The organism is Streptomyces sp. NPDC058240 (assembly GCF_042882135.1).
Lineage (GTDB): Bacteria > Actinomycetota > Actinomycetes > Streptomycetales > Streptomycetaceae > Streptomyces.
On sequence record NZ_JBHVWT010000003.1, the window covers coordinates 116,398 to 138,656 of the forward strand.

Sequence of the window (22,259 nt, forward strand, 5' to 3'; positions counted from 1 at the left end):
GTCACCCGACAGGCTCTCAGGCGGCACTGACCGGGTTGAGGAGTGCCCGGACCTTGTCCGCCTCCGCGGCTCCGAACTGCTCGTGGATGGCCAGTGCTTCGGTCCAGCATGCATGTGCCCGGTCGATCTGACCGAGGCGTTCGAGGGCGTGTCCCAGAGTGATCAGAACATTGCCCCGCATCCATTCGCCTCCGATGACGCGCAGAGCCAGTGCCTGCTCCGCGTGCTGAGCCGCCTGCGCGGGACGCTCGTCGGCCAGGTGTGCCTCCGCCATTCGGAAGTGGGTCGAGCCTTCCCAGAGCCGTTGACGGTTGCCCTGGAACACGCGCAGCGCCTCGTCGAGCTCCTTCAGCGCCTCGGTCGGCCTTCCGGCTTGAGTCAGCGCGATGCCCAGCGCGAAGCGACCGTTGGCCGTGCGGAGACTGAGTCCCACCCCGTCGAAGATGGCTGTGCCCTGCTGGGCGAGCTCGACCGCGCTGGCCGTGCGGTTCATGTTCACGTGGATGCGCGAGAGATTGCACAGTGCGGATGCCTCACCGACCAGGTTTCCGTCCGCGCGGTAGTTGTCTATGGCCGCCTGCAGGAACTTCTCGCCCTCTTCGTGCCTCCCCTGGTAGAACGCGATGATGCCGCGATCGTTGGGTGCCCAGCACGCGGGGATCGGGTCCTTGGTGCTCTCGGCCAGATCCATTGCGTGCCGTGCCTCCTCGTCGGCCAGTGTGAAGCGGCCGGAGACGAGGTAGACGGTGGACAGCGAGGCACGGGCCCGCGCTTCGGAGTGCGGGTCGGCGGCAGCCCTCGCCGCGTCGCGCAGGGCCGCACCGGTGGTTTCGTACTGGCGGGAGTTCGCACCCGACTCGGCGAGGTCCTTTGCCGCGCAGAGCAGGTCGACGGCACGCTGCAGCATTCCGCTCGACGCACTCTGATGGGCGCAGGCAAGCAGCGAATCGGCCTCGCTGTACAGCCAGTCCACGGCCTCCGGCCCGTCGGGGAATTCGAGCCCCGGGTGCTCGGTGGCCACCAGGTGGTCGACGGCACGGTCCCCCGGCCGCTCCAGCGCGTACACCCCCGCCGCCGTGGCCAGATAGAAGTCCAGCAGCCGCGACAGCGCCGACTCCCGCTCCTCCGGGGACTCCTCGTCCCGTTCGGCGCAGGAACGCGCGTAGAGGCGCACGAGGTCGTGGTAGCGGTAGCGGCCGGGGGCGGCCGATTCCAGGAGGCTGGTGTCGACCAGGGCCTCCAGGAGGTCCTCCGTCGCGTGGGCCTCCAGGTTGAGCAGGGCCGCCGCCGCGGCGAGGGAGATGTCGGGGCCGTCGGCCAGGCCGAGGAGGCGGAAGGCGCGGGCCTGGGCGGGTTCCAGCTGGCCGTAGCCGAGTTCGAAGGTGGCCTTCACCGCGAGGTCGCCGGCCTGGAGTTCGTCCAGGCGGCGGCGTTCGTCGGCGAGCTTGGCGGCCAGGACGGAGACCGTCCAGGTGCGGCGGGCGGCCAGGCGGGAGGCGGCGATGCGGATGGCCAGGGGGAGGAAGCCGCAGGCGGCGACCACGTCCAGGGCGGCCTCGCGCTCGGAGTCGATGCGTTCCTCGCCCGCGATGCGGGTGAAGAGCTGGAGCGCCTCCTCGGGGGACATCACGTCCAGGTCGATCAGATGGGAACCGGCCAGGTCGACCATCCGGACGCGGCTGGTGATCAGCGCCGCGCAGCCCGCGGTGCCGGGCAGGAGCGGGCGGACCTGCGCCGCGTCGTGGGCGTTGTCGAGGAGGACCAGGATGCGGCGGCCGTCGAGCGTGGAGCGGTACAGGGCGGCGCGTTCGTCCAGGGAGTCGGGGATCGCCGAGTCCGCGGTGCCCAGGGCGCGCAGGAACGCGCCGAGGACCGTCTCCGGTTCGGCGGCCCGTGCGCCCGCGCCCTGGAGGTCCACGTACAGCTGGCCGTCCGGGAAGTGCTGGCGTGCCTGGTGGGCGACGTGCACGGCGAGGGTGGTCTTGCCGACGCCGCCGATGCCGGCCAGCGCCGAGACGGCCATCACCGAACCCTCGGCGGTCGCCAGCCGGTCGCCCAGTTCGCGTACGAAGGAGGCGCGGCCGGTGAAGTCCGGGACGGTGGCCGGGAGCTGGGCGGGGCGCACCGGCGCGGGGGCCGGGGCCGGTTCGTCCGCGGGGTGGGCGAGTTCCTCGTCGGCCCGCAGGATGCGCTGCTGGAGCTGGGCGAGCTCGGGGCGCGGGTCGACGCCCAGTTCGTCGGCGAGCAGCCGTCGGGTGTCGGCGTAGACGGCCAGCGCCTCGGCCTGGCGGCCGCTGCGGTACAGGGCGATCATCAGGAGTTCGCGCAGCCGTTCCCGCAGGGGGTGCGCGGCCGTGAGCGCGGTCAGTTCGGAGACCGCCTCCGCGTGGCAGCCGACCTCCAGATCCAGGTCCAGGCGGGACTCGGTGAGCTGGAGCCGCCATTCCTCCAGGCGGGTGCGCTGGTTCTCGGCGTACGGTCCGGGCACGGAGGCCAGGGCCTCGCCGTCCCACAGCCCGAGTGCCTTGTCGAGCAGGGTCCGGGCCTGGTAGCGGTCGCCGGACACGCGGGCCTTCTCCGCGTCGGCCGCCAGTTCCTGGGCCACCGTCACGTCCAGGGCGTCGTGGCCGGCCCGGATCGCGTATCCACCGGCGTCGCTGACCAGCGTCTGCGGGTCGAGGACCTTGCGGAGCCGGGAGGCGTACGTACGTATGGTGGCGAGCGCCTGCGAGGGCGGTTCGTCGCCCCAGATGGCGTCGATGAGTTCGGCGGCGGTGGCCGTGCGGCCGCCGCGCAGGAGCAGCGCCGCCAGCAGGGCCCGCTGCTGCGGCGAGCCGGAGGACAGCGCTTCGCCGTCCCGCCATGCCCGTACCGGACCGAGCACGGAAAAGCGCAGATCGACGCCGCCCGCCGACCGCTGTCGCGGAGCGCGCTGCTCCGGAACACGCACGTGCGGTCCGTTGTCACGGTCCATTGCTGCCCCCTGCCCTGCTCGCCCCGCCGGTGCTGCCCATCGTGCCGATGCCGCGTGTTGATGCCGTCCGCCTGGATTGCCCGCCCATGTGCCGGTACGGGGCGGGTGGATCCGGATTGCTCGGTACCGCTGGTATCGCGCTCAACAGTCTGCCTTGTCTTGGGTGGGCACGTCAGCAGTGGGTGACTCTCTGCACAAGCCCTCGACAACGATTACGGAACGGGGTCCGGTCCAGATAGCTGACGGTTCGTCAGATCGGCGCTACCGTGGAGAACATGGAGACCTTCCCGAAGATCATCTCGGTGGACGACCACACGGTGGAGCCCGCTCATGTCTGGCGGGACCGGCTCCCGTCCAAGTACCTCGACCGCGGCCCGCGGATCGTCCGCGCACCGCTCAAGGAAATGACCTTCATGGGCGGAAAGTTCGCGCCCGTGATGGGTGCGAAGGGCGACGACGGGCCGATCGGCGACTGGTGGGTGTACGAGGACCTGCACCGCCCGCTCACCCGGCTCGACACCGCGGTCGGCTACGACCGGGACGAGATCAAGCTGGAGATCATCACGTACGAGCAGATGCGTCCGGGTTCGTTCTCGGTCCCCGACCGGCTCGCCGACATGGACGTCAACCACGTCCAGTCCGCCCTCTGCTTCCCCACCTTCCCGCGCTTCTGCGGACAGACCTTCACCGAAGCGAAGGACCGCGAGCTGGGGCTGCTCGGGGTGCGCGCGTACAACGACTGGACGGTCGAGGAGTGGTGCGGGCCCGAGGCGCGGGGCCGGCTCATACCGCTCACCCTGATCCCGCTCTGGGACGCACAGCTGGCCGCGGACGAGGTCCGGCGGAACGCGGCGCGCGGTGTGCGCGCGGTGGCGTTCTCCGAGATACCCCCGCACCTCGGGCTGCCGTCGATTCACACGGACGAGTGGAATCCGTTCCTGCGGGCCTGCGACGAGACCGGGACGGTGATCGCGATGCACATCGGCTCGTCCTCGAAGATGCCGTCCACCTCGGCCGACGCCCCGCCCGCCGTCGGGTCCACCATCACCTTCGCCAACTGCTGCTTCTCGATGGTCGACTGGCTGATGAGCGGCAAGTTCGAACGGTTCCCGAACCTCCGGATCATGTACGCGGAGGGCCAGATCGGCTGGATCCCGTACATCCTCGAACGCGCCGACGTGGTCTGGGAGGAGAACCGGGCCTGGGGCGGCGTCGCCGACAAGGTCCACCGCCCGCCGTCGGAGCTGTTCGCCGAGCACATCTACGGCTGCTTCTTCGACGACGCCTTCGGGCTGAAGAACCTGGACTCGATCGGCGTCGGGAACGTCCTGTACGAGACGGACTACCCGCACTCCGACTCCACCTGGCCCAAGTCGCGCGAGGTCGGCGAGGCGCAGATGGGACATCTGGACGCCGATGTGGTGGACCGGATCGTGCGCCGCAACGCGATCGATCTGCTGGGGCTGACGGACGACGGGCTGTGGGCGGGGCCCGGAGGAGGACGGTAGGGGGAAAAGAACGTGACACTCCAGGCATCGGGTGTCACGTTCTTTTCCCACCCATGTGTCTCCGGAGCGGGTCAGACCTTGGTGACCGGCTCCTGGAGCTCCGTCACCCACTTGTCCCGGTCCTCGGGGCACTCCAGGCTGATCTCACGGGTGTATCCCGCTGACCGGTAGCCGTTGGCGTCGATCCAGCGGGCCAGGGTCTGGGCGGTCGGCAGCACGCCGTCCATCGAACCCCGGTGGACGATGGTCGCGGCCTCGAACGGGGGCAGCTCGACCACCGTGATCCCGGTGTCGCCCAGCGGGCCCACCGGGGCGGACACCGTGACCCCCGCGTGGACGACGACCGCGCCGCCGCCTTCCGGGGCGTCCTCGTAGTACGCGATCCCGGGACCGCTCGGACCGACGCCCGCCTCGCCCAGCAACGGGAACAGCCGGTCGTACAGCGGCCCGATCACCGGAGTGATGTCCTCCGGCTCGTAGCCGGCCGCGGTGCCGGCCAGCTCGGCGACCCGTACAGCGGCAACATTCTTGACGACGACATCGTCCACGGACATGCGTCCCTCGCTCTCGATCGACCGGAGCCTCGCCTCGACCTGCGCCAGCCGTGCGGCCGCCGCCCTCATGGCCTCCTCCAGCTCCGCCCGGCGCAGCCGCAGCATCCCGCGCAGCTCCTCCGGCCCCACCTGCTCGTCGAGGATGGCCTGCACCTGCTGGAGCGTGAAGCCGAGATCCTTGAGGGCGATGACGCGGTTGAGACGGGCGAGCTGGGCGGCACCGTAGAAGCGGTAGCCGGTGGCGGGGTCGGTGCGGTCGGGGTGCAGCAGCCCGATGGCGTCGTAGTGACGCAGCATCCGGGCCGACACCCGTCCGTACCGGGCGAAGTCTCCGATGGTGAACATGATGTCTCCCAGCGCACCGCTTCACACGGTGTCAAGGTCAAGCGTCGCGCCCGGCCGGGCATCGGAAGAAAAGGCGGGCGTCGGAAGATGAGGAGGAACGGAAAAGGCAGGAGCCCCGTTCCCCGCCGAGGCGGAGGAGCGGGGCTCCTTGGGTACTACTAGCCGGCCGCGATCGGCCGACCCGGGCAACTAGGCCGGGGTGACGTTCTCAGCCTGCGGACCCTTGGGTCCCTGAGTGACGTCGAAGTTCACGACCTGGTTCTCCTCGAGAGAGCGGAACCCGGACGCGTTGATCGCGGAGTAGTGGACGAAGACATCCGGGCCGCCGCCGTCCTGGGCGATGAAGCCGAAGCCCTTTTCAGCGTTGAACCACTTGACGGTTCCGGTAGCCATAAGCCCTCCTTGGGCCAAAGGGTTGCCCTGCTCCAGAACCTGCAAAGAAGTCTGAAAACTACAAAAGCCTGCGGGTTACATGCTCCGCAGGCTCTGTACTGCAAGGGAAACCAAACTGCAACTTGCGTCGAGCCTAGCACGCAGCGTGTATCGAACGGTAGAGGGAAAGATCACTTCACTCGGATGTTTGATTGTCGTGCCGATGAGCTGGCGAAGTGGGCGTACCGGCGGGTGTCGTTGCGGCGACTTCGAGGGGTACGGAGGACGCCTTCGGGGTGCCCCGGAAGCGGTTCCGGGGTACCTCGGGACGGCATCCGCGTATCCGCACGGTGGGATGCGCACTCCCGGGGGGTGAGACCGGGTGCGCCCCGCGCCCCCGGTGCCGTCCGGATCGCGCCACGGGTCTAGCCTCGCGATGTGGACAATTCAATCGTCTCAACCGTCGCAGGCGACGATCGTCGCATCCGGCCGCGCGTCGGCCACATCCAGTTCCTGAACTGCCTCCCCCTGTACTGGGGACTGGCACGCACCGGGACCCTGCTCGACCTGGAGCTCTCGAAGGACACCCCGGAGAAGCTCAGCGAGCAGCTGATCAGAGGCGATCTGGACATCGGCCCCGTCACGCTGGTGGAGTACCTGCGCAACGCCGACGACCTGGTCGCCTTCCCCGACATCGCGGTGGGCTGCGACGGGCCCGTCATGTCGTGCGTGATCGTGTCGCAGGTGCCGCTGGACCAGCTGGACCGGGCCCGGGTGGCCCTCGGCTCGACCTCGCGCACCTCCGTCCGCCTGGCCCAGCTGCTGCTCGCCGAGCGCTACGGGGTCAGTCCGGACTACTACACCTGCCCGCCGGACCTCGGCCTGATGATGCAGGAGGCGGACGCCGCCGTGCTGATCGGCGACGCCGCGCTGCGCGCCAACCTGCACGACGCGCCCCGGCTCGGCCTTCAGGTCCACGACCTGGGCCGGATGTGGAAGGAGTGGACCGGGCTGCCGTTCGTCTTCGCGGTCTGGGCGGCCCGCAAGGACTATCTGGCGAGCCGGCCCGACCAGGTGAACAAGGTGCACGAGGCGTTCCTGGCCTCGCGGGACCTCTCCCTGGAGGAAGTCACCAAGGTCGCGGAACAGGCGGCGCGCTGGGAGGCCTTCGACTCGGAGGTGCTGGAGCGGTACTTCACGACCCTGGACTTCCGCTTCGGCCCGGACCAGCTGGCGGGCGTGCAGGAGTTCGCGCGCCGGGTCGGTTCGACGACCGGCTTCCCGGCGGACGTGAAGGTCGAGCTGCTCGGCGGCTGACCGGAAGGCGGGGCGGGGGTGCCCGGGATAAGCGGGGTATAGGTGAATCCTGTACTTCTCCGGGTCGCTTATCCCCCCGCCCTTCTCTCGTTGCTTCTCCCGGCCCTTCTGCCGGTCCGGCCTCGATTCGGGTTAATTCGCGTCGAATAGCCGATTCCTGGATGGTGCTCGCAGTGCATCCCGGGCTGGAACCCGGAATCGCTCGGGTGAACGACGCATTCACGCCTTTTGTTGTGTCGAAAGCTGTTGTTCGTTCCCTTAGGGACGAAATAGGCGGATGGTTTCCTCTGTGACCCGATGACCTTCGCCCCCTAGGCTTCGGTCGGAGGTCAGGCCGGTCCACAGGGGGAGTCCATATGCAGCCGCTGGAAGCCGGCGAACCGCTGACCATCGGTGCCTATCGATTGCTCGGCAGGCTCGGTGCGGGCGGCATGGGCCGGGTCTATCTGGGGCGCAGCGCCGGCGGGCGCACCGTCGCGGTCAAGGTCGTGCACCCGCATTTCGCCCTCGACGAGCAGTTCCGCGCGCGCTTCCGGCGCGAGGTGGACGCGGCACGGCGGATCGGTGCGCAGTGGACGGCCCCCGTTCTGGACGCCGACCCGGACGCACCCATTCCGTGGGTCGCCACCGGTTACGTGGCCGGCCCTCCGCTCTCCGCCGCGGTCGCCGAGCACGGGCCGCTGCCCGAGAACGCGGTACGGACGCTGGGCGCCGGACTCGGCGAGGCGCTGGCCGCGGTGCACGAACAGGGCGTCATCCACCGTGATGTGAAGCCGTCCAACGTACTGCTGGCCCTGGACGGCCCCCGGCTGATCGACTTCGGGATCGCGCACGCGATCGGCGCCACCGCCTCGCTCACCTCCACCGGGGTCTCGGTCGGCTCGCCCGGCTACATGGCGCCGGAGCAGATCCGGGGCACCGACATCTCGGGCGCGGCCGATGTCTTCTCGCTCGGCGCGGTGCTCGTGTACGCGGCGACCGGTACCGCTCCTTTTCTCGGCGACTCCTCGGCCGTACTCCTCTACAAGGTGGTGCACGAGGAGCCGGAGCTGGGGGAGTTGGAGGGTGACCTGCGGGAGGTCGTCGCCGGGTGCCTGGAGAAGGAGCCCGAGGACCGGCCCACACCCATGGAACTGGCCCGGCGGCTGGCGCCGGGCGGGGCCGCCGCGCTGGTGGCGGCCGGCTGGCTGCCCGGACCACTGGTGCGCGAGGTCAGCCGGGCGGCGGTCGCGCTGCTGGACCTGGAGCCGCAGGACGCGCCGGTGCAGTCGGGGCCGGTGCCGTTCAGCAGCGCGGCCTGGGATGTGGGCGGCACCAACGGTGCCTACGGCCCGGACGGCGCCGATGGAGCGAACGGGGCCGGGGTCGTGGGCGGCGGGTTCGGGTCGCCGGCCGAGCCCTTCCCCACGCACGACCCGACCCGGCTGTCCCATCCGGGCGTACTGCCCTCGTGGCCCGTGACCGCGGGCGCGGCCGAGCCGGCCAGGACATCGGGGGCGTCCTGGCCGTCGCCGCGGACCGGTGCGTCCGGGCTGCCCGGACAACGCGCGTCCGACCCCCATTTCTCCGTCACCGTCAGCGCGGACTCCGGCCCGGCCCGGCCGGACGCGGACCGGGGCCGGAGGCTGAGCTGCACCGTCGCCCTCGCGGTGGCGGGCGCGCTCGCCGCCGTGACCGTGGGCAGCGCGTTCGTCTTCGACCTGATGCCGGGCGGTGGCGGCCGGAGCAACGCCGAGCACGGCAACGTCGGCAGCACCCCGCCCGCCGCCACCCCGTCCGGCCGGCCGTCGCAGCCCGCGGACTCGGGCACCAGCAGCCCGGAGCAGATCACCGAACTCCCGAAGGAGTTCATCGGCACCTGGAAGGGCCCGGTCACCGAGAAGACCACCGGGCAGCCGCACGGCACGCTCACCGCCGTCTTCACCGCGGGGAAGACGGGCACGGACGTGGTCCGGATGAACACCGAGATCACCAGCCTCGGGGTCACCGTCAGCTGCAACAGCGTCGCCGGCCTCACCTCCGGCACCGCCGAGCAACTGACGCTCCACGAACGCACCGACCCGGACCGGCCCAGCACCCCGGCCCTGTGCACCTCCACCACCACCGACGTCCACTTCACCCGGGCCGCCGACGGCACCCTGCGTTTCCGGTCCGAGGAGCGGGGCGCGGGGCTGCCGTACGGCACGCTGAGCCGGTCCGGCGGCTGACCCCGAGAGGGGCTGGCGTACGCTGAACCGGTCCGTAGATCCGTTGAAAAACCGCCGAAAGGTGACAGCCCGGTGACCGAGAAGGCCGACCTCCAGCCCATCCTCGACCGAGCCGCCGAGGGCGGTCGGATCTCTCCGGAGGAGGCGCTCGACCTCTACCGTTCGGCGCCGCTGCACGCGCTGGGTGCCGCCGCCGACGCCGTACGCCGCCGCCGTTACGCCGGTACGGAGCACATCGCGACGTACATCATCGAGCGCAACATCAACTACACGAACGTGTGTGTCACGGCCTGCAAGTTCTGCGCCTTCTACGCCGCGCCGAAGGACACCGCCAAGGGCTGGTCCCGCGACCTCGACGACATCCTGCGCCGCTGCGCGGAGACCGTCGAACTCGGCGGTACGCAGATCATGTTCCAGGGCGGGCACCACCCGGACTACGGCGTCGAGTACTACGAGGAGCACTTCTCCGCGATCAAGAAGGCGTTCCCGCAGCTGGTCATCCACTCGCTGGGCGCCTCCGAGGTCGAGCACATGGCCCGGATCTCCAAGGTCTCCGTCGAGGAGGCCGTCCAGCGCATCCACACCGCCGGCCTCGACTCCTTCGCGGGAGCCGGCGCCGAGCTGCTGCCGGCCCGGCCGCGTACCGCGATCGCCCCGCTCAAGGAGTCCGGCGAGCGCTGGCTGGAGATCATGGAGATCGCCCACCGCCTCGGTGTCGAGTCCACCTCCACCATGCTGATGGGCACCGGCGAGACCAACGCCGAGCGCATCGAGCACCTGCGGATGATCCGCGACGTGCAGGACCGGACGGGCGGCTTCCGTGCGTTCATCCCGTACACGTACCAGCCCGAGAACAACAAGCTGAAGGGGCAGACGCAGGCCACGCTCTTCGAGTACCTGCGGATGATCGCCATCGCCCGGATCTTCCTCGACAACGTCGCCCACATCCAGGGCTCCTGGCTGACCACCGGCAAGGAGGTCGGCCAGCTGTCGCTGCACTACGGCGCCGACGACCTCGGCTCGATCATGCTGGAGGAGAACGTCGTCTCCTCGGCCGGTGCCAAGCACCGCTCCAACCGGCTGGAGATCATCGACCTGATCCGCAAGGCGGACCGGGTGCCGGCCCAGCGCGCCACCACGTACGAGCACCTCGTCGTCCACGACGACCCGGCGAACGACCCGGTCGACGAGCGCGTGGTCTCGCACATCTCGTCCACCGCGATCGAGGGCGGCACGGCACACCCGGAGCTGAAGCTCCTCAACGCCAACTGAGGCAGCCTTGCTGACCGTTCATGCCGCCGACGCGGTGCACGGTGCCCCGGACGGGGCGGACGCCGTGGCCGTGGACGGCGGCGTGGTCGTCGCCATCGGTGCGTACGGGGAGCTGACCGCCGCCCGTCCCGGGGCCCGGACCCGGCGCTGGTCCGGGCTGATCACCCCGGGGCTGCTGAACGCGGCGGCCCCGGCCCTGCTGGAGGCCGCCTACCACCCGGACCCGCGCGAGGCCGACGAGCTCGGCACCGACCCGCTGACCGGCGACGCGCTCACCGCACTCGGCATGGACGAGGCCCGCTGGGGCGCGAGTGCCCGGCGCGGCCTGCAACGGATGCTGCGGCACGGCACGACCGCCGTCCGGGGCCCCTTCGCCCGCCCCGCCGTGCGCACCGCGGTCGCCCGCTCGGGACTGCGCGTCCACGCCCCCGGCCCGGTGCCGGAACACGTGTCGCTCGACCCGCTGGCGTCCGTACCGGAGCCGGCCGAGGCGTTCGCGGCCGCCCTGGCCGTCGGCGGGCCCGCGGATCTGGCGGTGTTCGGCGTACCGGACCCGGCAGCGCTGCGCACCGAGGGCGCCGGGAGCTGCGTGGCGACGGTGCTCGGCGGACGGCTGGTCTTCCGCCGCAGCTGACGCGTCCGTACGGCGGGGCCGGTTCACGGCACCGCAGGGCCGCCCAGGTAATGGCCCTTGGCGTCGTACGGCCAGGCGTTGGAGACGCACCCCTTCAGCCCGTAGATCTGCTGCATCATCGCGGGCGCGGGGCGGCCCTTGCCCGGACAGGTCTCGTGACCGTGGCCCAGCCAGTGGCCGACCTCGTGGTTGATGATCAGGGCCCGGTACTCGGCGAGCGGGCCGTGGAATTCGGGTGATCCCTGCTGCCAGCGCTTGAGGTTGACCATGACGTCGGTGCCGACCCGGCAGTTGACCTCGCCGTGGGTGTCGAGGCCGCCCTTCCCGCAGATGGCGTCGGTGGTCGCGGGGGTGGCGATACGGATGACGAGTCCCGCCGGTCCGTCGGAGACCCGGCGGAAGGTGTGCTCGCCGTGGTGCGACCAGCCCCGTGGCGCGGCCAGGATGCGGGCGATCTCGGCGGCGGCCCGGTCCGGGTCGACGCCCGAACCGTCCTCCACCTCGACGCGGTACGCCCTGGCCCTGCCCTTGCCCTTGCCGGGGTCCGGGGCGCCCGCGCGGGCGACGGTGAACGTGCCGGTGCCCGGCGAACTCCCGGACGCGGACGGCGTGGACGCCTTGCCGTCGGCACCGCTGCCCCACCGGGGCCCCAGCGCGGCGACGGCACAGATCAGCGCCGCCGTGACGCCGACGGCGAACAGGCGTCTTCGGCGGCCTTCCGGCCCCGGCCGGAGGCGTGCACCTCGTGCGGACATCTGGGCTCCCCCCTGGATCCCGGTGGCTCTTGTGCCCCCTCTGTACTGACCGTCGCTGGAACCGATTGGTTCAGTCCACCCGGATAACGACTTGCGACCGGCGCGGAGCACCGCGGACCGGGCTGCTTGAATGGACGGGTGACCCGAGCCTCCCTGGACAAGCAGCCGCACGAAGTCGCCACGATGTTCGACGACGTGGCGGCGAACTACGACCTCACCAACGACGTGCTGTCACTCGGCCAGGCCCGGCTGTGGCGCAAGGAGGTCGCGAAGGCGGTGCACGCCCGGCCCGCGGAGAAGATCCTCGACCTGGCCGCGGGCACGGCGACGTCCTCGCTGCCGTTCGCCGCGACCGGCGCGTACGTCGTGCCGTGCGACTTCTCCCTCGGCATGCTCCAGGAGGGCAAGAAGCGCAACTCCTGGCTGCCCTTCACCGCGGGCGACGCCACCAGGCTGCCGTTCCGCGACGAGACCTTCGACGCGGTGACCATCTCCTTCGGGCTGCGCAACGTCCAGGACACGGACTCGGCGCTGCGCGAGCTGTACCGGGTGACCAAGCCGGGCGGCCGGGTGGTGATCTGCGAGTTCTCGCAGCCGACCTGGGCGCCGTTCCGCACGGTCTACACCGAGTACCTGATGCGGGCGCTGCCGCCGGTCGCGCGCGCGGTGTCGTCCAACCCCGACGCGTACGTCTATCTCGCCGAATCCATCCGCGCCTGGCCCGACCAGGCGGGGCTCGCGGACGCGCTCCAGCGGGCCGGCTGGTCGAAGGTCGCCTGGCGCAACCTCACCGGCGGTGTGGTGGCGCTGCACCGGGGTGTGCGTCCCTGAGACATGTGCGTCCCTGAGACAACGGTTGGGCGACTTCCGCCGACGGGGACCGGGCGGCCCTTGTCCACCTGGTCCCTCGACGACACCGGCTGACGCCCGCGCTCACGGCGTCAGGGGCATCCGGAAGCAGACCACCTCCTGGCCCGGCCGCGGCGTCGTGAAGCTCTCGGCCCGCTCCATCCCCAGCCGCCGGGCCACGGCGATCGACCGCTCGTTCCCCGCGTCGATCGTCGCCACCACCCGTTCCACCCCGGCCGCGCGCAGCCGCTCCAGCGTGAGGCGCGCGGCGGCGGTGGCGTAACCCCGGCCCCAGGCCGACCGGGCCAGCCGCCAGCCGATCTCGATCTCGCCCACCGGCCCGTACTCGGTCCGCGACCAGGGCTGGGCGCCCGTGAAGCCGGCCACCTCGCCGCCCTCGCCCAGCACCGTCCACAGGCAGTAGCCGAGTTCGGCGTCGAATCTGCGCTGCCGGGCGGTCCACTCCTCGTACATCGAGAGCTCCTCCGACGCACCGCCGAAGAACTCCATCACCTCGGGATCGTCGAAGGCGCGATGCCAGGACAGCGCGTCCTCGTCGATGGGGACGCGCAGCTGTACGGAGGGAGCGCCGGGAAGCACGGTCGACATCTGGGAGCCCTTCGGAAAGTCGATCAGCGAACCCCCATAGACTGCACGGGACAGGTGCCGCGCGGCACGCGATTTCGAGCCTTCGGGAGATCCGACCGTGACCGAGCAGCCCCTCTCCGAGCACAGCGCGGATGTGATCGTCGTCGGGGCAGGCCCGGCCGGCTCCACCACCGCGTACTACCTCGCCAAGGCCGGACTGGACGTCCTGCTCCTGGAGAAGACGGCCTTCCCCCGCGAGAAGGTCTGCGGCGACGGCCTCACCCCGCGCGCCACCAAGCAGCTCGTCTCCATGGGCATCGACATCTCCGAAGAGGCCGGCTGGCTGCGCAACAAGGGCCTGCGCATCATCGGCGGCGGTGTCCGCCTCCAGCTGGACTGGCCCGATCTCGCCTCGTACCCGGACTACGGACTGGTCCGCAAGCGCGACGACTTCGACGAGCAACTGGCCCGCCAGGCGCAGAAGGCGGGCGCGCGGCTGCACGAGCGCTGCAACGTCGGCGCCCCGATCGTCGACGACCGCACCGGCCGCATCACCGGCGTCAACGCGAAGCTCGGCGAGGAGAAGACCCCGGTCACCTTCCACGCCCCGCTCGTCGTCGCCGCCGACGGCAACTCCACCCGGCTGTCGCTCGCCATGGGCCTGCACCGCCGCGAGGACCGCCCGATGGGCGTGGCCGTGCGTACGTACTTCACCTCGCCCCGCCACGACGACGACTACCTGGAGTCCTGGCTGGAGCTGTGGGACCGGCGCGGACCCCAGGACCGGCTGCTGCCCGGCTACGGCTGGATCTTCGGCATGGGCGACGGCACGTCCAACGTCGGCCTCGGCATCCTCAACTCCTCCTCCGCGTTCAAGGAGCTGGACTGGCGCGAGGTCCTCAAGGCGTGGTGCGCGTCGATGCCGGAGGACTGGGGCTACACCCCGGAGAACATGACGACGCCGATCCGCGGCGCCGCCCTCCCCATGGCCTTCAACCGCCAGCCGCACTACACCAAGGGCCTGCTGCTCGTCGGTGACGCGGGCGGCATGGTCAACCCGTTCAACGGCGAAGGCATCGCGTACGCCATGGAGTCGGGCCAGATCGCCGCGGACGTCATCGTCCAGGCCCACGCCCGCGCGACCCCGGCCCAGCGCGAACTGGCGCTGAACAACTACCCGAAGGTGCTCAAGGAGACCTACGGCGGCTACTACACGATGGGCCGCGCCTTCGTGAAGCTGATCGGCAACCCGAAGGTCATGAAGATCGCCACCCAGCGCGGCCTGACGCACCCCCTGCTGATGAAGTTCACCCTGAAGATGCTCGCCAACCTCACCGACCCCACGGGCGGCGACGCGATGGACCGCATCATCAACGGGCTGTCGAAGGTGGCCCCGAAGGCCTGAGAGGCTGTCGGGGGCGGCGCTCCGGACGATGCGCGTCAGCGGCGACCCGCCCGTCCGTAGCAACGCGCCAGCGCGTGGAAGGCCTGCTTCGGTTCCCAGTGCCAGTCGGACTCCGGGTCGTCGAACCGGTCCTTGATCGGCTTCACCACGGCGTAGCTCGCCATGTCCAGGTCGTAGCGGGGGACGGGGGAGTGCGGGGCGTCGGGGGTCAGGAACTCGAAGGCCATCGCGGCGTACAGGCCCATCTCCTCGAAGACGCCGAGGAGTTCGGTGAGACAGGCGGCCTGGGTGCGTTCGCTGCGTACCAAGTCACCTTTGATCGCGGGCGGTTGCTTGGTGTAGTCGACGGTGTCCCATCCCATGCCGCCCTGCTGGGGCGCCCCCGCGTACGTGCAGGTGCCGAACTCCGTGATCGCCAGCGGTTTGCCCCAGCGCAGGTACCGGCGCAGCTCGCGGATGTAGTCCGCGCGGTCGGGGAAGTACGAGTAGTAGTCGATGCCCACGATGTCGAAGAGGCTCCAGTCGACCTCGTCGTCCTGCGCGGCCGCGTACGACAGCTTGCCGCCGAAGACCGACCGTCCGACCGCGGCGGCCCGTGCCGTGAACGCGGACAGGCGGCACATCATCTGCTCCGGGTCGTAGGTGCCGGCCATCAGGTTGCGGATCCGTTCCTGTGCGTTGTCGCCGGGCACGATGCCCGGCACGAACAGCCAGAACTCGCAGCCCACGCTCAGGTCGGCCCGCGCGCCCTGGCGGCGCAGCCGCTCCAGGTGCCGGCCGGTCTCCGCGAGGTGGGCGAGGATCTCCGACGCGGGGCGGTCGCCCAGGGTCGGCTGGAGCCAGATGTGCAGGCCCAGCTCGGCGGCCTCGGACGCGGTGGCGTTGAGACGGTCGACGCCGTCACCCGTCACCTCGACCGATGTGGCGTGCAGGTCGTTCCTGATGGCCCGGAGGTCCTCGCGCATGCGAGTGGCGCTCCACGCGGTGCCGGGGGTCTCACCCGCACCGATCGTGTAGCAGACTCCTCGATGCGTCAGACCCTTGCTGATCCCGCGCCCGCCCCGTCGGCCGGTCGTGGCCGCCGCGGCGGGGGCGCCGGCCAGGAACGGTCCGGTGGCCGTCGCGGCCCCGATCGCCCCCGCCCCGGCCAGGAACTTCGCCCGGCTGATTCCTCCACTGTGCTCATTGCGGTGCACTCTGGCTCCCCGGATGGTCGGCGGTTCGCGTGTCGCGGCCAGTCTGCCGAGCGGGTGCGGGGGTGGGCGTCCCCCGAAAGTCTGCGGGCGCGCGACCAAGGGATGAACCCGGCGTCCGGAACGGCGACTTAGGTTGCCGCGCCGACTGCGCAGCCGGGCGCGACGCCGAACAGCGTGCGGTCGGAAGGCAGGCGCGGGGGTGCTGTCGACGTCGGCAGCCATGGCGCGCCTCATCAGCGGTCCACCAATGCCTCCGGGGCCGGTGATACGACCGCCCCCCCAGATCGTGGTCAACAGGGGAGAGCAGTCATACCGGACCCGGAGGCCGGGAGCCCCATTGCGGAGCCACGGCAAAGGAAGTGGGGGGCGGAATATGAAGGATCTCAATCAGCTGCGGGCGTAGGCGCTCCAGATCCGGAGCGGGAATACATTGCCGCGCCCCGAATGGGGTCCGCCCACACCCTGCATTCCCAGCAGTTGAGGGGTGCCCGGCTTGCTGCGGAACATCGTGACGGCCGTGGTCAGCCCCTTGGTGTGGCCGATGAACCAGGCCGACTTCATCCGGTCGTCCTTGTCGGTCGCGCCCGCCGAGAGGTCGTCGGCAGCCCCTGGCTTGGCGGTCGCGGTGAACGTCCCGTCCTGCCCCAGCGTCGTTCGGGCCACCATCCCCAGGGTGCTGTTCACATCGTTCGCCACCGAGGCGTCCATCGCGCGCCGCGGCTCGGGCTTCCCGAAGCCCTCGACCGCCTTGCCGTCCTGGATCACCTTGGTCACCGAGTAGGGATCGGCCCTCATGCCGTCGTTGCTGAAGGCGGTGTACGCGTCCGCCATCCTGACCGCGCTCGGTGTGGACGTGCCGAGGGGGAAGGACTTGTCCAGGCGGGCCAGACTCTCCTCGTGCAGCCCGGCCGCGACCGCCAGTTCCTTCACCTTGTCCAGACCGATGTGCTTGCCGAGTTGTACGAAGGTGGTGTTGGCCGACTCGACCAGCGCCTCGCGCAGGGTCGTCGGCACCGCAACGCTCACCTGGTCGGGACCGACACCCGGGGAGGCGGGCAGCGCGCGCGTGCTGCCCGTGAGCAGACGCCCCGCACTGTCGTAGCCGCTGTCCAGGGTGATCCCGCCGCCGTGCTGAAGAGCCGCCGCCAGCACGAGGGGCTTGAAGGCCGAGCCGACGGGGACGCCCGCGGTGTCGGCGTTGTTGGCGAAGTGGGTGATCGCGTCGGCTCCGCCGTACACCGCGACCACGGCCCCGTCGGCCCGCACGGATGCGGCGCCGACCTCGACGTACTTGTCCTCGGAGCGCTTCTTGGGGTCGAGGTCGCGCTTGCGCACACTGCGCACGGCCCGCTCCAGCTGCCCCACCCTGGCCTTGTCGAAGGTGGTGTGCACCCGGTAGCCGCCCCGGAAGAGGTCCTTGTCGGTGAGGCCCGAACGCTTCTTGATGTACTTGTTGGCGATGTCGACGAGATAGCCGGTCTGGCCGCCGAGGCTGGTCGGCTTCGCGGCCGGCTTCGGCTCGGGGAACTTCTGGTACGCGGCCCGCTCGGCCTTCGTCATCGCGCCGTTCTCCACCTGCCGGTCGAGGATCCACTTCCAGCGGTCGACGGCGCGTTCGTGGTTGCCCTTGCCGCCCGCGGGGTCGTACTGCTCCGCCCCCTTGAGCAGGGCCGCGAGCAACGCCGCCTGGCTGGGGTCGAGGTCCTTCGCGGGGATTCCGTAGTACGCGTGCGCCGCTGCCTGGATGCCGTAGGCGCCGCGGCCGAACCAGCTGGTGTTCAGATATCCCTGGAGGATCTCCTCCTTGCTCTGCTTGTTGCTCAGCTTCAGCGAGATGAAGAACTCCTTGAACTTCCGAGTGGCCGACTGCTCCTGGCTGAGATAGGTGTTCTTCACGTACTGCTGGGTGATGGTGGAGCCGCCCTGGGTCTCACCGCCTTCGACCATGCTGACGGCCGCACGGGCGATCCCCTTCGCCGATACCCCTGAGTCGGAGTAGAAGGTCTCGTTCTCGGCGGCGATGACCGCGTGCTCCACCGAACCGGGTATGTCGGCGAGCGTGACGTTCTGCCGATTGACCGCGCCCACGCTCACCATCTGGCTGCCGTCCGCCCAGTAGTAGACGGTGCCCTGCCTGCGAGCCTCGGCGTTCTCGTCCGGGATGTCGACGGACGCGTACACCACGGCGAACAGCCCGGCCAGCGCACCGAATCCGAGCAGGATCCCGCTCAGCACCTGCCGCCACGAAGGGACCCAGCGGCGCCAGTTGCTTCTCCCCCGGCGGGGGTAGTCGACGCGGAGCCCGCGAAGGCGGATCGGGCGGATGGGGCGTCGGGCCATGCTCCAGCTCCTCGTTCACCGTCCCGCACCAGTGCGATGCGGACTTGTGAGAGGAGATGTTCCGGATCGCGATCAGGTTGTCTCGGGGCCCTGTCCGACACGGGTGGCGAACTCGCACCGGACGACCTTTTCGGGGGAACGGTCCGCGACACCCCACTTGTCGGCCGGCGAGTACGTCTGACTTCGCGTCAGCGTTCGCTTGAATCGGACCCGAGGGCCCGAGCCGCCACTTGGCGTACCTCGTCGGCCTCGGTGCGCCTCCCGCCCGTGGCGACCACGCGGCCCCTGGGCCTGCGCGGCAGCAGGCGGCGGGTGAGGCCGGATTCGTAACGGGGCTGGAGCAGCAGGATCAGGCCCACCGCGCAGACGAACGCGACCCCGAACAGCATCCAGGACTTGGCGCCCCGCGCCGAGTAGGCCACGATCCCGAACGAGAACAGCGCCGACCAGAAGTACATGAGCAGCACGGCCCGGCGGTGCGAGTGGCCGAGCTGGAGCAGGCGGTGGTGGAGGTGACCCTTGTCGGCGGCGAAGGGGGACATTCCGTTCCACGTACGCCTTATGACGGCGAGCACGAGGTCCGCGACGGGCAGCGCGATGACGGACAGCGGCAGCATCAGCGGAATGTAGACCGGCACCATCGCGGCCGACCCGGACCTGCCGTCCACCGACTGGCTGAGAAGGCTCGGGTCGACCTCGCCCGTCACCGAGACCGCGCACCCGGCGATGAGCAGGCCGAGCAGCATCGAGCCCGAGTCACCCATGAAGATCCGGGCCGGATGCGAGTTGTGGACCAGGAAGCCGAGGCACATGCCCGCCAGGATCGCGGAGATCAGCGTGGTGGACGCGGCGGCCTCGATCCCGTAGCCGTACCAGAGCCGGTACGCGTACAGGAAGAACGCCGTCGCCGCGATGCCCACCGTGCCGGCGGCCAGCCCGTCGAGCCCGTCGACGAAGTTGACCGCGTTGATGGAGACGACGATCAGCCCCACGGTCAGCAGCGTGCCCTGCCAGTCGGAGAGGTAGATCCCGTCGGTGCCCGGCACCGGGAGCCAGAGAATGGTCAGCCCCTGGAACGCCATCACCCCGGCCGCGAGCACCTGGCCGCCGAGCTTGACCAGCGAGTCGACGCCCCATTTGTCGTCCAGGACACCCAGGATCCAGATGAGCGCGGCGCCGGACAGCAGTGCCCGCGGCGTCGAGCTCTGGGTGAAGATGCCTTCCAGATGCGGCAGGTGGGAGGCGACCAGCAGTCCGGCCACCAGCCCGCCGAACATGGCCACGCCACCGAGGCGCGGAGTGGGTTCGCGATGGACGTCCCGCGCCCGGATCTCGGGCATCGCGCCGACCGAGATCGCGAACTTCCGTACGGGGCCGGTCAGGAGATGGGTCACGGCCGCCGTGATGAACAGCATGAGCAAGTAATCCCGCACGGGCGGCCTCACATTCCGGCCCAGCGGGCCGATACCTGAGCCCGATCGATGCCCTCGCTGCGCCCCGGCGAGCCTAACTCATACGGTTTTCTGTGCGACGGGGCGTGGGGCGGGACGGTGGTGGGCGCGGGTGTCGAGCGATACGTACGTCAGCGGGCGGACGTGCCATTCGATGTGCCGGCCACCCCTCAGCATGAGCGTGAACCCGCAGGGTTCGCCGCGGTGGAGGGCCCCCAGGGCCTGCACCCAGCCGCCCTGGTCGGACCAGTGGTGGGCGCGGATCAGTTCGCGCGGCGTGAGGCCGAAGAGATGGTTCGCCCGGAGCTGGACGCGGATGGCGCGGACGGCCTCCTGGGGCGTGGCCAGGATGCGCAGGTCGATCGGCTCGGGGACGAAGCCGGTGGCTGGGCCGTAGCGGAGGGCCTCGAACCGGTAGCCGTGCTCGACGACCGGTTGTAAGGGGCTGAGGGGCGTACGCATCGTCGACCGTCCGATCGCAACGGTGCGCGCCAAATGGCGCGGGGGCAGGGGGGTGTGGCGCCGCGCGGTGTGCGGGTGCGGCTGGCCCTTGCCACGTGGCGACGCAGGGTGACGGTAGCGTCACGGGAATGTGTGGCGCAACTATGTCCCGGGGCATTGTTGCGTCAAAAAGCAGGAGAGCCCCCGCCGGGCGGGGGCTCTCCTGAGGCAGGCGGGCAGACGCTACTGGGCGAAGTGGTCGAACTCGCCCGCCTTGACACCCTGAATGAAGGCAGCGAACTTGCTGCGGCTCGTCCTGGTCACCACGCGCGGGTCGTCGCTCTCGCGCACCAGGATCTCCTCGGCCTGCCGCGAGACCTCGACACACTGTTCTCCGCCGCCGCCGGAGAACGACGACTTCTGCCACTCGATGTCTGCGCTCATGCTGCGGATTATCACAGGTCTCGTGCGAGGTGGTGAATGAAGCTTCGCGACTCCTCGGGAGCGAGGCTGACCCGCTGGGCGAAGTCGAGTTGCATGCGGTACCGGTTCAGATCGGCCACGGCGTCCAGCTGAACGCCTCCGAACGGGGCGTCGATGTGAACGGTGTCCAGCTGTGGCGCGACACCGCCCGCGTACAGCACGGTCTGGGTCACCTCGACGAACTCCTCGCTGGCGAACGGGATCACGCGCACGGTCACATTCGGCCTGTCGGCCGCCTCCAGGAGGCGCACCAGCTGACCGTGCGCGACCTCGCGGCCGCCCACCCGCATGCGGAGACCGGCCTCGTGGATGATGACGTCGAACTTCGGCGGCTTCTCGCGGTCGAGGACGGCCTGTCTGCGCATGCGGTGTTCGACCCTCGCCTCCACCTCGTCCTCGGGCAGCTTGGGCAGCACTCCCTCGAACAGGGCTCGCGCGTACTGCGGCGTCTGGATCAGTCCCGGCAGCGTCACGGACTGGAGGCAGCGCATGTAGACGGCGTGGTGTTCCAGCTCCGCGATGTTCAGGAAGCCCGGGGCCAGCACACCGCGGTACTCGTCCCACCAGAACTGGCCCCGGTGTTCCTGCGATATGGCGCACAGCGCCTCGATCAACACGGCGTCGTCACACGCGTAGAAGCTGGCCAGGCGACGGATCCGCGCCTCGCTGATGCCGATGCGGCCCGCTTCCATGTGACTGATCTTCGCCTGGTCGGTCGAGATGAGCCCGGCGGCCTCACGGGCGGTCCGGCCGGCCTGCTCGCGCAGCTTCCTCAGTTCGCAGCCCAGGCGTGCTTGGCGTGCGGTCGGGTTGTCCCTCGGTGGCATGGTCACCATCCTTCGTCGCCGCGCAGTCTTGCGTGGCGCGGTTGCCCCGGTCCACCCGATCGCGTGAAGTAGCAGTGGCAACCTTGCTACTGCTTTCTCTTGCGCCCTATGGTCCCAGTGGACGGGCGCTCAAAGCGCGCCATCGCCGCGAAATGCCGCTGCCCATAGGCAAGTTGAGTGCCGAAGGGCCTCAGGGCAATGCAGTCGTCGCACGACGTCCCCGGAGACCGCCTCACGCAGGGAGACCGCGCCATGACCTCCGTAACCGCTCCTCCGCCACCCGCCCCCTACCTTCCGCAACGCGGTGAGCGGTACCGGCTCGTCGCGCCGAACGCCCCCACCGCCCCCAAGATCGTGCGGGACTTCGTGGCGACGGTGTTGTGGGCCACCGGGCACCCACGCCTCGTCGACGACGCCCGGCTCTGTGCGAGCGAGGTCGTCTCCAACGCGTACTGCCATACGGACTCGCCGCAGGTCCGGGTGGGGTCACCGTCAACCGGCGGCAGGTGACGGTGTACGTGACGGACGACGAACCCGGCCGTCTGCCTGCGCGTACCCCGGGGGCGGAGACCGGCGCGGATGCCGGTGCGGCCGAGGGCGGCCGGGGGCTCCTCCTCGTGGAGGGGCTCGCCGCCCGGTGGGGGACCACCGCGTACGGGGCGCGGTCGCCGCACTCGAAGACGGTGTGGTTCACCCTCTCCGCCTCCGGAGGCTGAGGCGTCCCTGCCCGCACGAAGGGTG

At 70.4% G+C, this 22,259-nt stretch carries 20 protein-coding genes; 9 read left to right on the plus strand and 11 right to left on the minus strand.

Annotated features, from left to right (window positions below; genetic code table 11):
* Positions 1 to 16: 16 nt before the first annotated feature.
* A complete protein-coding gene (locus ACFVX4_RS08320; protein ID WP_389973262.1) occupies positions 17 to 2,974 on the minus strand; it encodes a BTAD domain-containing putative transcriptional regulator in 2,958 nt (985 codons plus the stop codon).
* A gap of 275 nt (positions 2,975 to 3,249) precedes the next feature.
* Here ACFVX4_RS08320 and ACFVX4_RS08325 point away from each other — a divergent pair, with 275 nt between their 5' ends.
* Positions 3,250 to 4,482: an amidohydrolase family protein gene (locus tag ACFVX4_RS08325; protein ID WP_389973265.1), complete on the plus strand. Its 1,233-nt coding sequence runs from the start codon at positions 3,250 to 3,252 to the stop codon at positions 4,480 to 4,482.
* A gap of 71 nt (positions 4,483 to 4,553) precedes the next feature.
* Here ACFVX4_RS08325 and ACFVX4_RS08330 read toward each other — a convergent pair whose 3' ends face one another.
* Entirely contained in the window at positions 4,554 to 5,381 is an 828-nt protein-coding gene (locus ACFVX4_RS08330; protein WP_389973268.1) for a MerR family transcriptional regulator, read from the minus strand.
* Positions 5,382 to 5,570: 189 nt separating this feature from the next.
* The gene (locus ACFVX4_RS08335; RefSeq protein WP_003967102.1) at positions 5,571 to 5,774 is read right to left on the minus strand and encodes a cold-shock protein; all 204 of its coding nucleotides are present in this window, start codon (positions 5,772 to 5,774) and stop codon (positions 5,571 to 5,573) included.
* A gap of 417 nt (positions 5,775 to 6,191) precedes the next feature.
* Between ACFVX4_RS08335 and ACFVX4_RS08340 the strand changes: the two genes are divergently transcribed.
* The 4 genes from ACFVX4_RS08340 to ACFVX4_RS08355 all read left to right on the plus strand — a co-directional run bounded on the left by ACFVX4_RS08340 (position 6,192) and on the right by ACFVX4_RS08355 (position 11,183).
* Positions 6,192 to 7,070: a menaquinone biosynthetic enzyme MqnA/MqnD family protein gene (locus ACFVX4_RS08340; RefSeq protein ID WP_389973270.1), complete on the plus strand. Its 879-nt coding sequence runs from the start codon at positions 6,192 to 6,194 to the stop codon at positions 7,068 to 7,070.
* A gap of 356 nt (positions 7,071 to 7,426) precedes the next feature.
* Positions 7,427 to 9,277 (plus strand): serine/threonine-protein kinase, encoded by a 1,851-nt coding sequence (locus ACFVX4_RS08345; protein ID WP_389973273.1) that lies wholly within the window; start codon positions 7,427 to 7,429, stop codon positions 9,275 to 9,277.
* Between the two features lie 72 nt (positions 9,278 to 9,349).
* Positions 9,350 to 10,549 (plus strand): cyclic dehypoxanthinyl futalosine synthase, encoded by a 1,200-nt coding sequence (gene mqnC, locus ACFVX4_RS08350; protein ID WP_385325375.1) that lies wholly within the window; start codon positions 9,350 to 9,352, stop codon positions 10,547 to 10,549.
* Between the two features lie 7 nt (positions 10,550 to 10,556).
* A complete protein-coding gene (locus ACFVX4_RS08355) occupies positions 10,557 to 11,183 on the plus strand; it encodes a hypothetical protein (RefSeq protein ID WP_389973276.1) in 627 nt (208 codons plus the stop codon).
* 23 nt (positions 11,184 to 11,206) lie between these two features.
* On the opposite strand, the gene ACFVX4_RS08360 is transcribed toward ACFVX4_RS08355, so the two are convergent.
* Complete coding sequence (locus tag ACFVX4_RS08360) at positions 11,207 to 11,938, minus strand: DUF3152 domain-containing protein (RefSeq protein ID WP_389973279.1); 732 nt, start codon at positions 11,936 to 11,938, stop codon at positions 11,207 to 11,209.
* Positions 11,939 to 12,076: 138 nt separating this feature from the next.
* Here ACFVX4_RS08360 and ACFVX4_RS08365 point away from each other — a divergent pair, with 138 nt between their 5' ends.
* Complete coding sequence (locus ACFVX4_RS08365) at positions 12,077 to 12,769, plus strand: demethylmenaquinone methyltransferase (protein ID WP_389973282.1); 693 nt, start codon at positions 12,077 to 12,079, stop codon at positions 12,767 to 12,769.
* A gap of 102 nt (positions 12,770 to 12,871) precedes the next feature.
* Here the strand turns inward: ACFVX4_RS08365 and ACFVX4_RS08370 are convergent, their stop codons facing one another.
* Positions 12,872 to 13,396 carry a GNAT family N-acetyltransferase gene (locus tag ACFVX4_RS08370; protein WP_389973285.1) on the minus strand — a complete coding sequence of 175 codons (525 nt, stop codon included), beginning with the start codon at positions 13,394 to 13,396 and terminating at the stop codon, positions 12,872 to 12,874.
* A 97-nt stretch (positions 13,397 to 13,493) separates the two neighbouring features.
* On the opposite strand from ACFVX4_RS08370, the gene ACFVX4_RS08375 reads away from it, so the two are divergent.
* Complete coding sequence (locus ACFVX4_RS08375; protein ID WP_385325366.1) at positions 13,494 to 14,780, plus strand: geranylgeranyl reductase family protein; 1,287 nt, start codon at positions 13,494 to 13,496, stop codon at positions 14,778 to 14,780.
* Positions 14,781 to 14,815: 35 nt separating this feature from the next.
* Here the strand turns inward: ACFVX4_RS08375 and ACFVX4_RS08380 are convergent, their stop codons facing one another.
* From ACFVX4_RS08380 to ACFVX4_RS08405, 6 genes are all read right to left on the minus strand, one after another.
* Positions 14,816 to 15,976 (minus strand): abortive phage infection protein, encoded by a 1,161-nt coding sequence (locus ACFVX4_RS08380; RefSeq protein WP_389973288.1) that lies wholly within the window; start codon positions 15,974 to 15,976, stop codon positions 14,816 to 14,818.
* Positions 15,977 to 16,363: 387 nt separating this feature from the next.
* Positions 16,364 to 18,316 carry a transglycosylase domain-containing protein gene (locus ACFVX4_RS08385; protein ID WP_389973291.1) on the minus strand — a complete coding sequence of 651 codons (1,953 nt, stop codon included), beginning with the start codon at positions 18,314 to 18,316 and terminating at the stop codon, positions 16,364 to 16,366.
* 188 nt (positions 18,317 to 18,504) lie between these two features.
* Positions 18,505 to 19,731 carry an MraY family glycosyltransferase gene (locus ACFVX4_RS08390; RefSeq protein WP_389973294.1) on the minus strand — a complete coding sequence of 409 codons (1,227 nt, stop codon included), beginning with the start codon at positions 19,729 to 19,731 and terminating at the stop codon, positions 18,505 to 18,507.
* Positions 19,732 to 19,827: 96 nt separating this feature from the next.
* A complete protein-coding gene (locus ACFVX4_RS08395) occupies positions 19,828 to 20,229 on the minus strand; it encodes a hypothetical protein (protein WP_389973297.1) in 402 nt (133 codons plus the stop codon).
* A gap of 222 nt (positions 20,230 to 20,451) precedes the next feature.
* On the minus strand, positions 20,452 to 20,652 hold the full coding sequence (locus ACFVX4_RS08400; RefSeq protein ID WP_266415668.1) for a DUF397 domain-containing protein: 201 nt from the start codon (positions 20,650 to 20,652) through the stop codon (positions 20,452 to 20,454).
* Between the two features lie 11 nt (positions 20,653 to 20,663).
* Complete coding sequence (locus ACFVX4_RS08405; RefSeq protein ID WP_266415666.1) at positions 20,664 to 21,518, minus strand: helix-turn-helix transcriptional regulator; 855 nt, start codon at positions 21,516 to 21,518, stop codon at positions 20,664 to 20,666.
* A gap of 252 nt (positions 21,519 to 21,770) precedes the next feature.
* On the opposite strand from ACFVX4_RS08405, the gene ACFVX4_RS08410 reads away from it, so the two are divergent.
* Together ACFVX4_RS08410 and ACFVX4_RS08415 are read left to right on the plus strand one after the other, a co-directional pair.
* A complete protein-coding gene (locus tag ACFVX4_RS08410) occupies positions 21,771 to 22,028 on the plus strand; it encodes a hypothetical protein (protein ID WP_389973301.1) in 258 nt (85 codons plus the stop codon).
* Positions 22,029 to 22,036: 8 nt separating this feature from the next.
* Positions 22,037 to 22,234, plus strand: coding sequence for a hypothetical protein (locus tag ACFVX4_RS08415; protein WP_389973304.1), 198 nt, complete (start codon positions 22,037 to 22,039; stop codon positions 22,232 to 22,234).
* Positions 22,235 to 22,259: the final 25 nt, after the last annotated feature.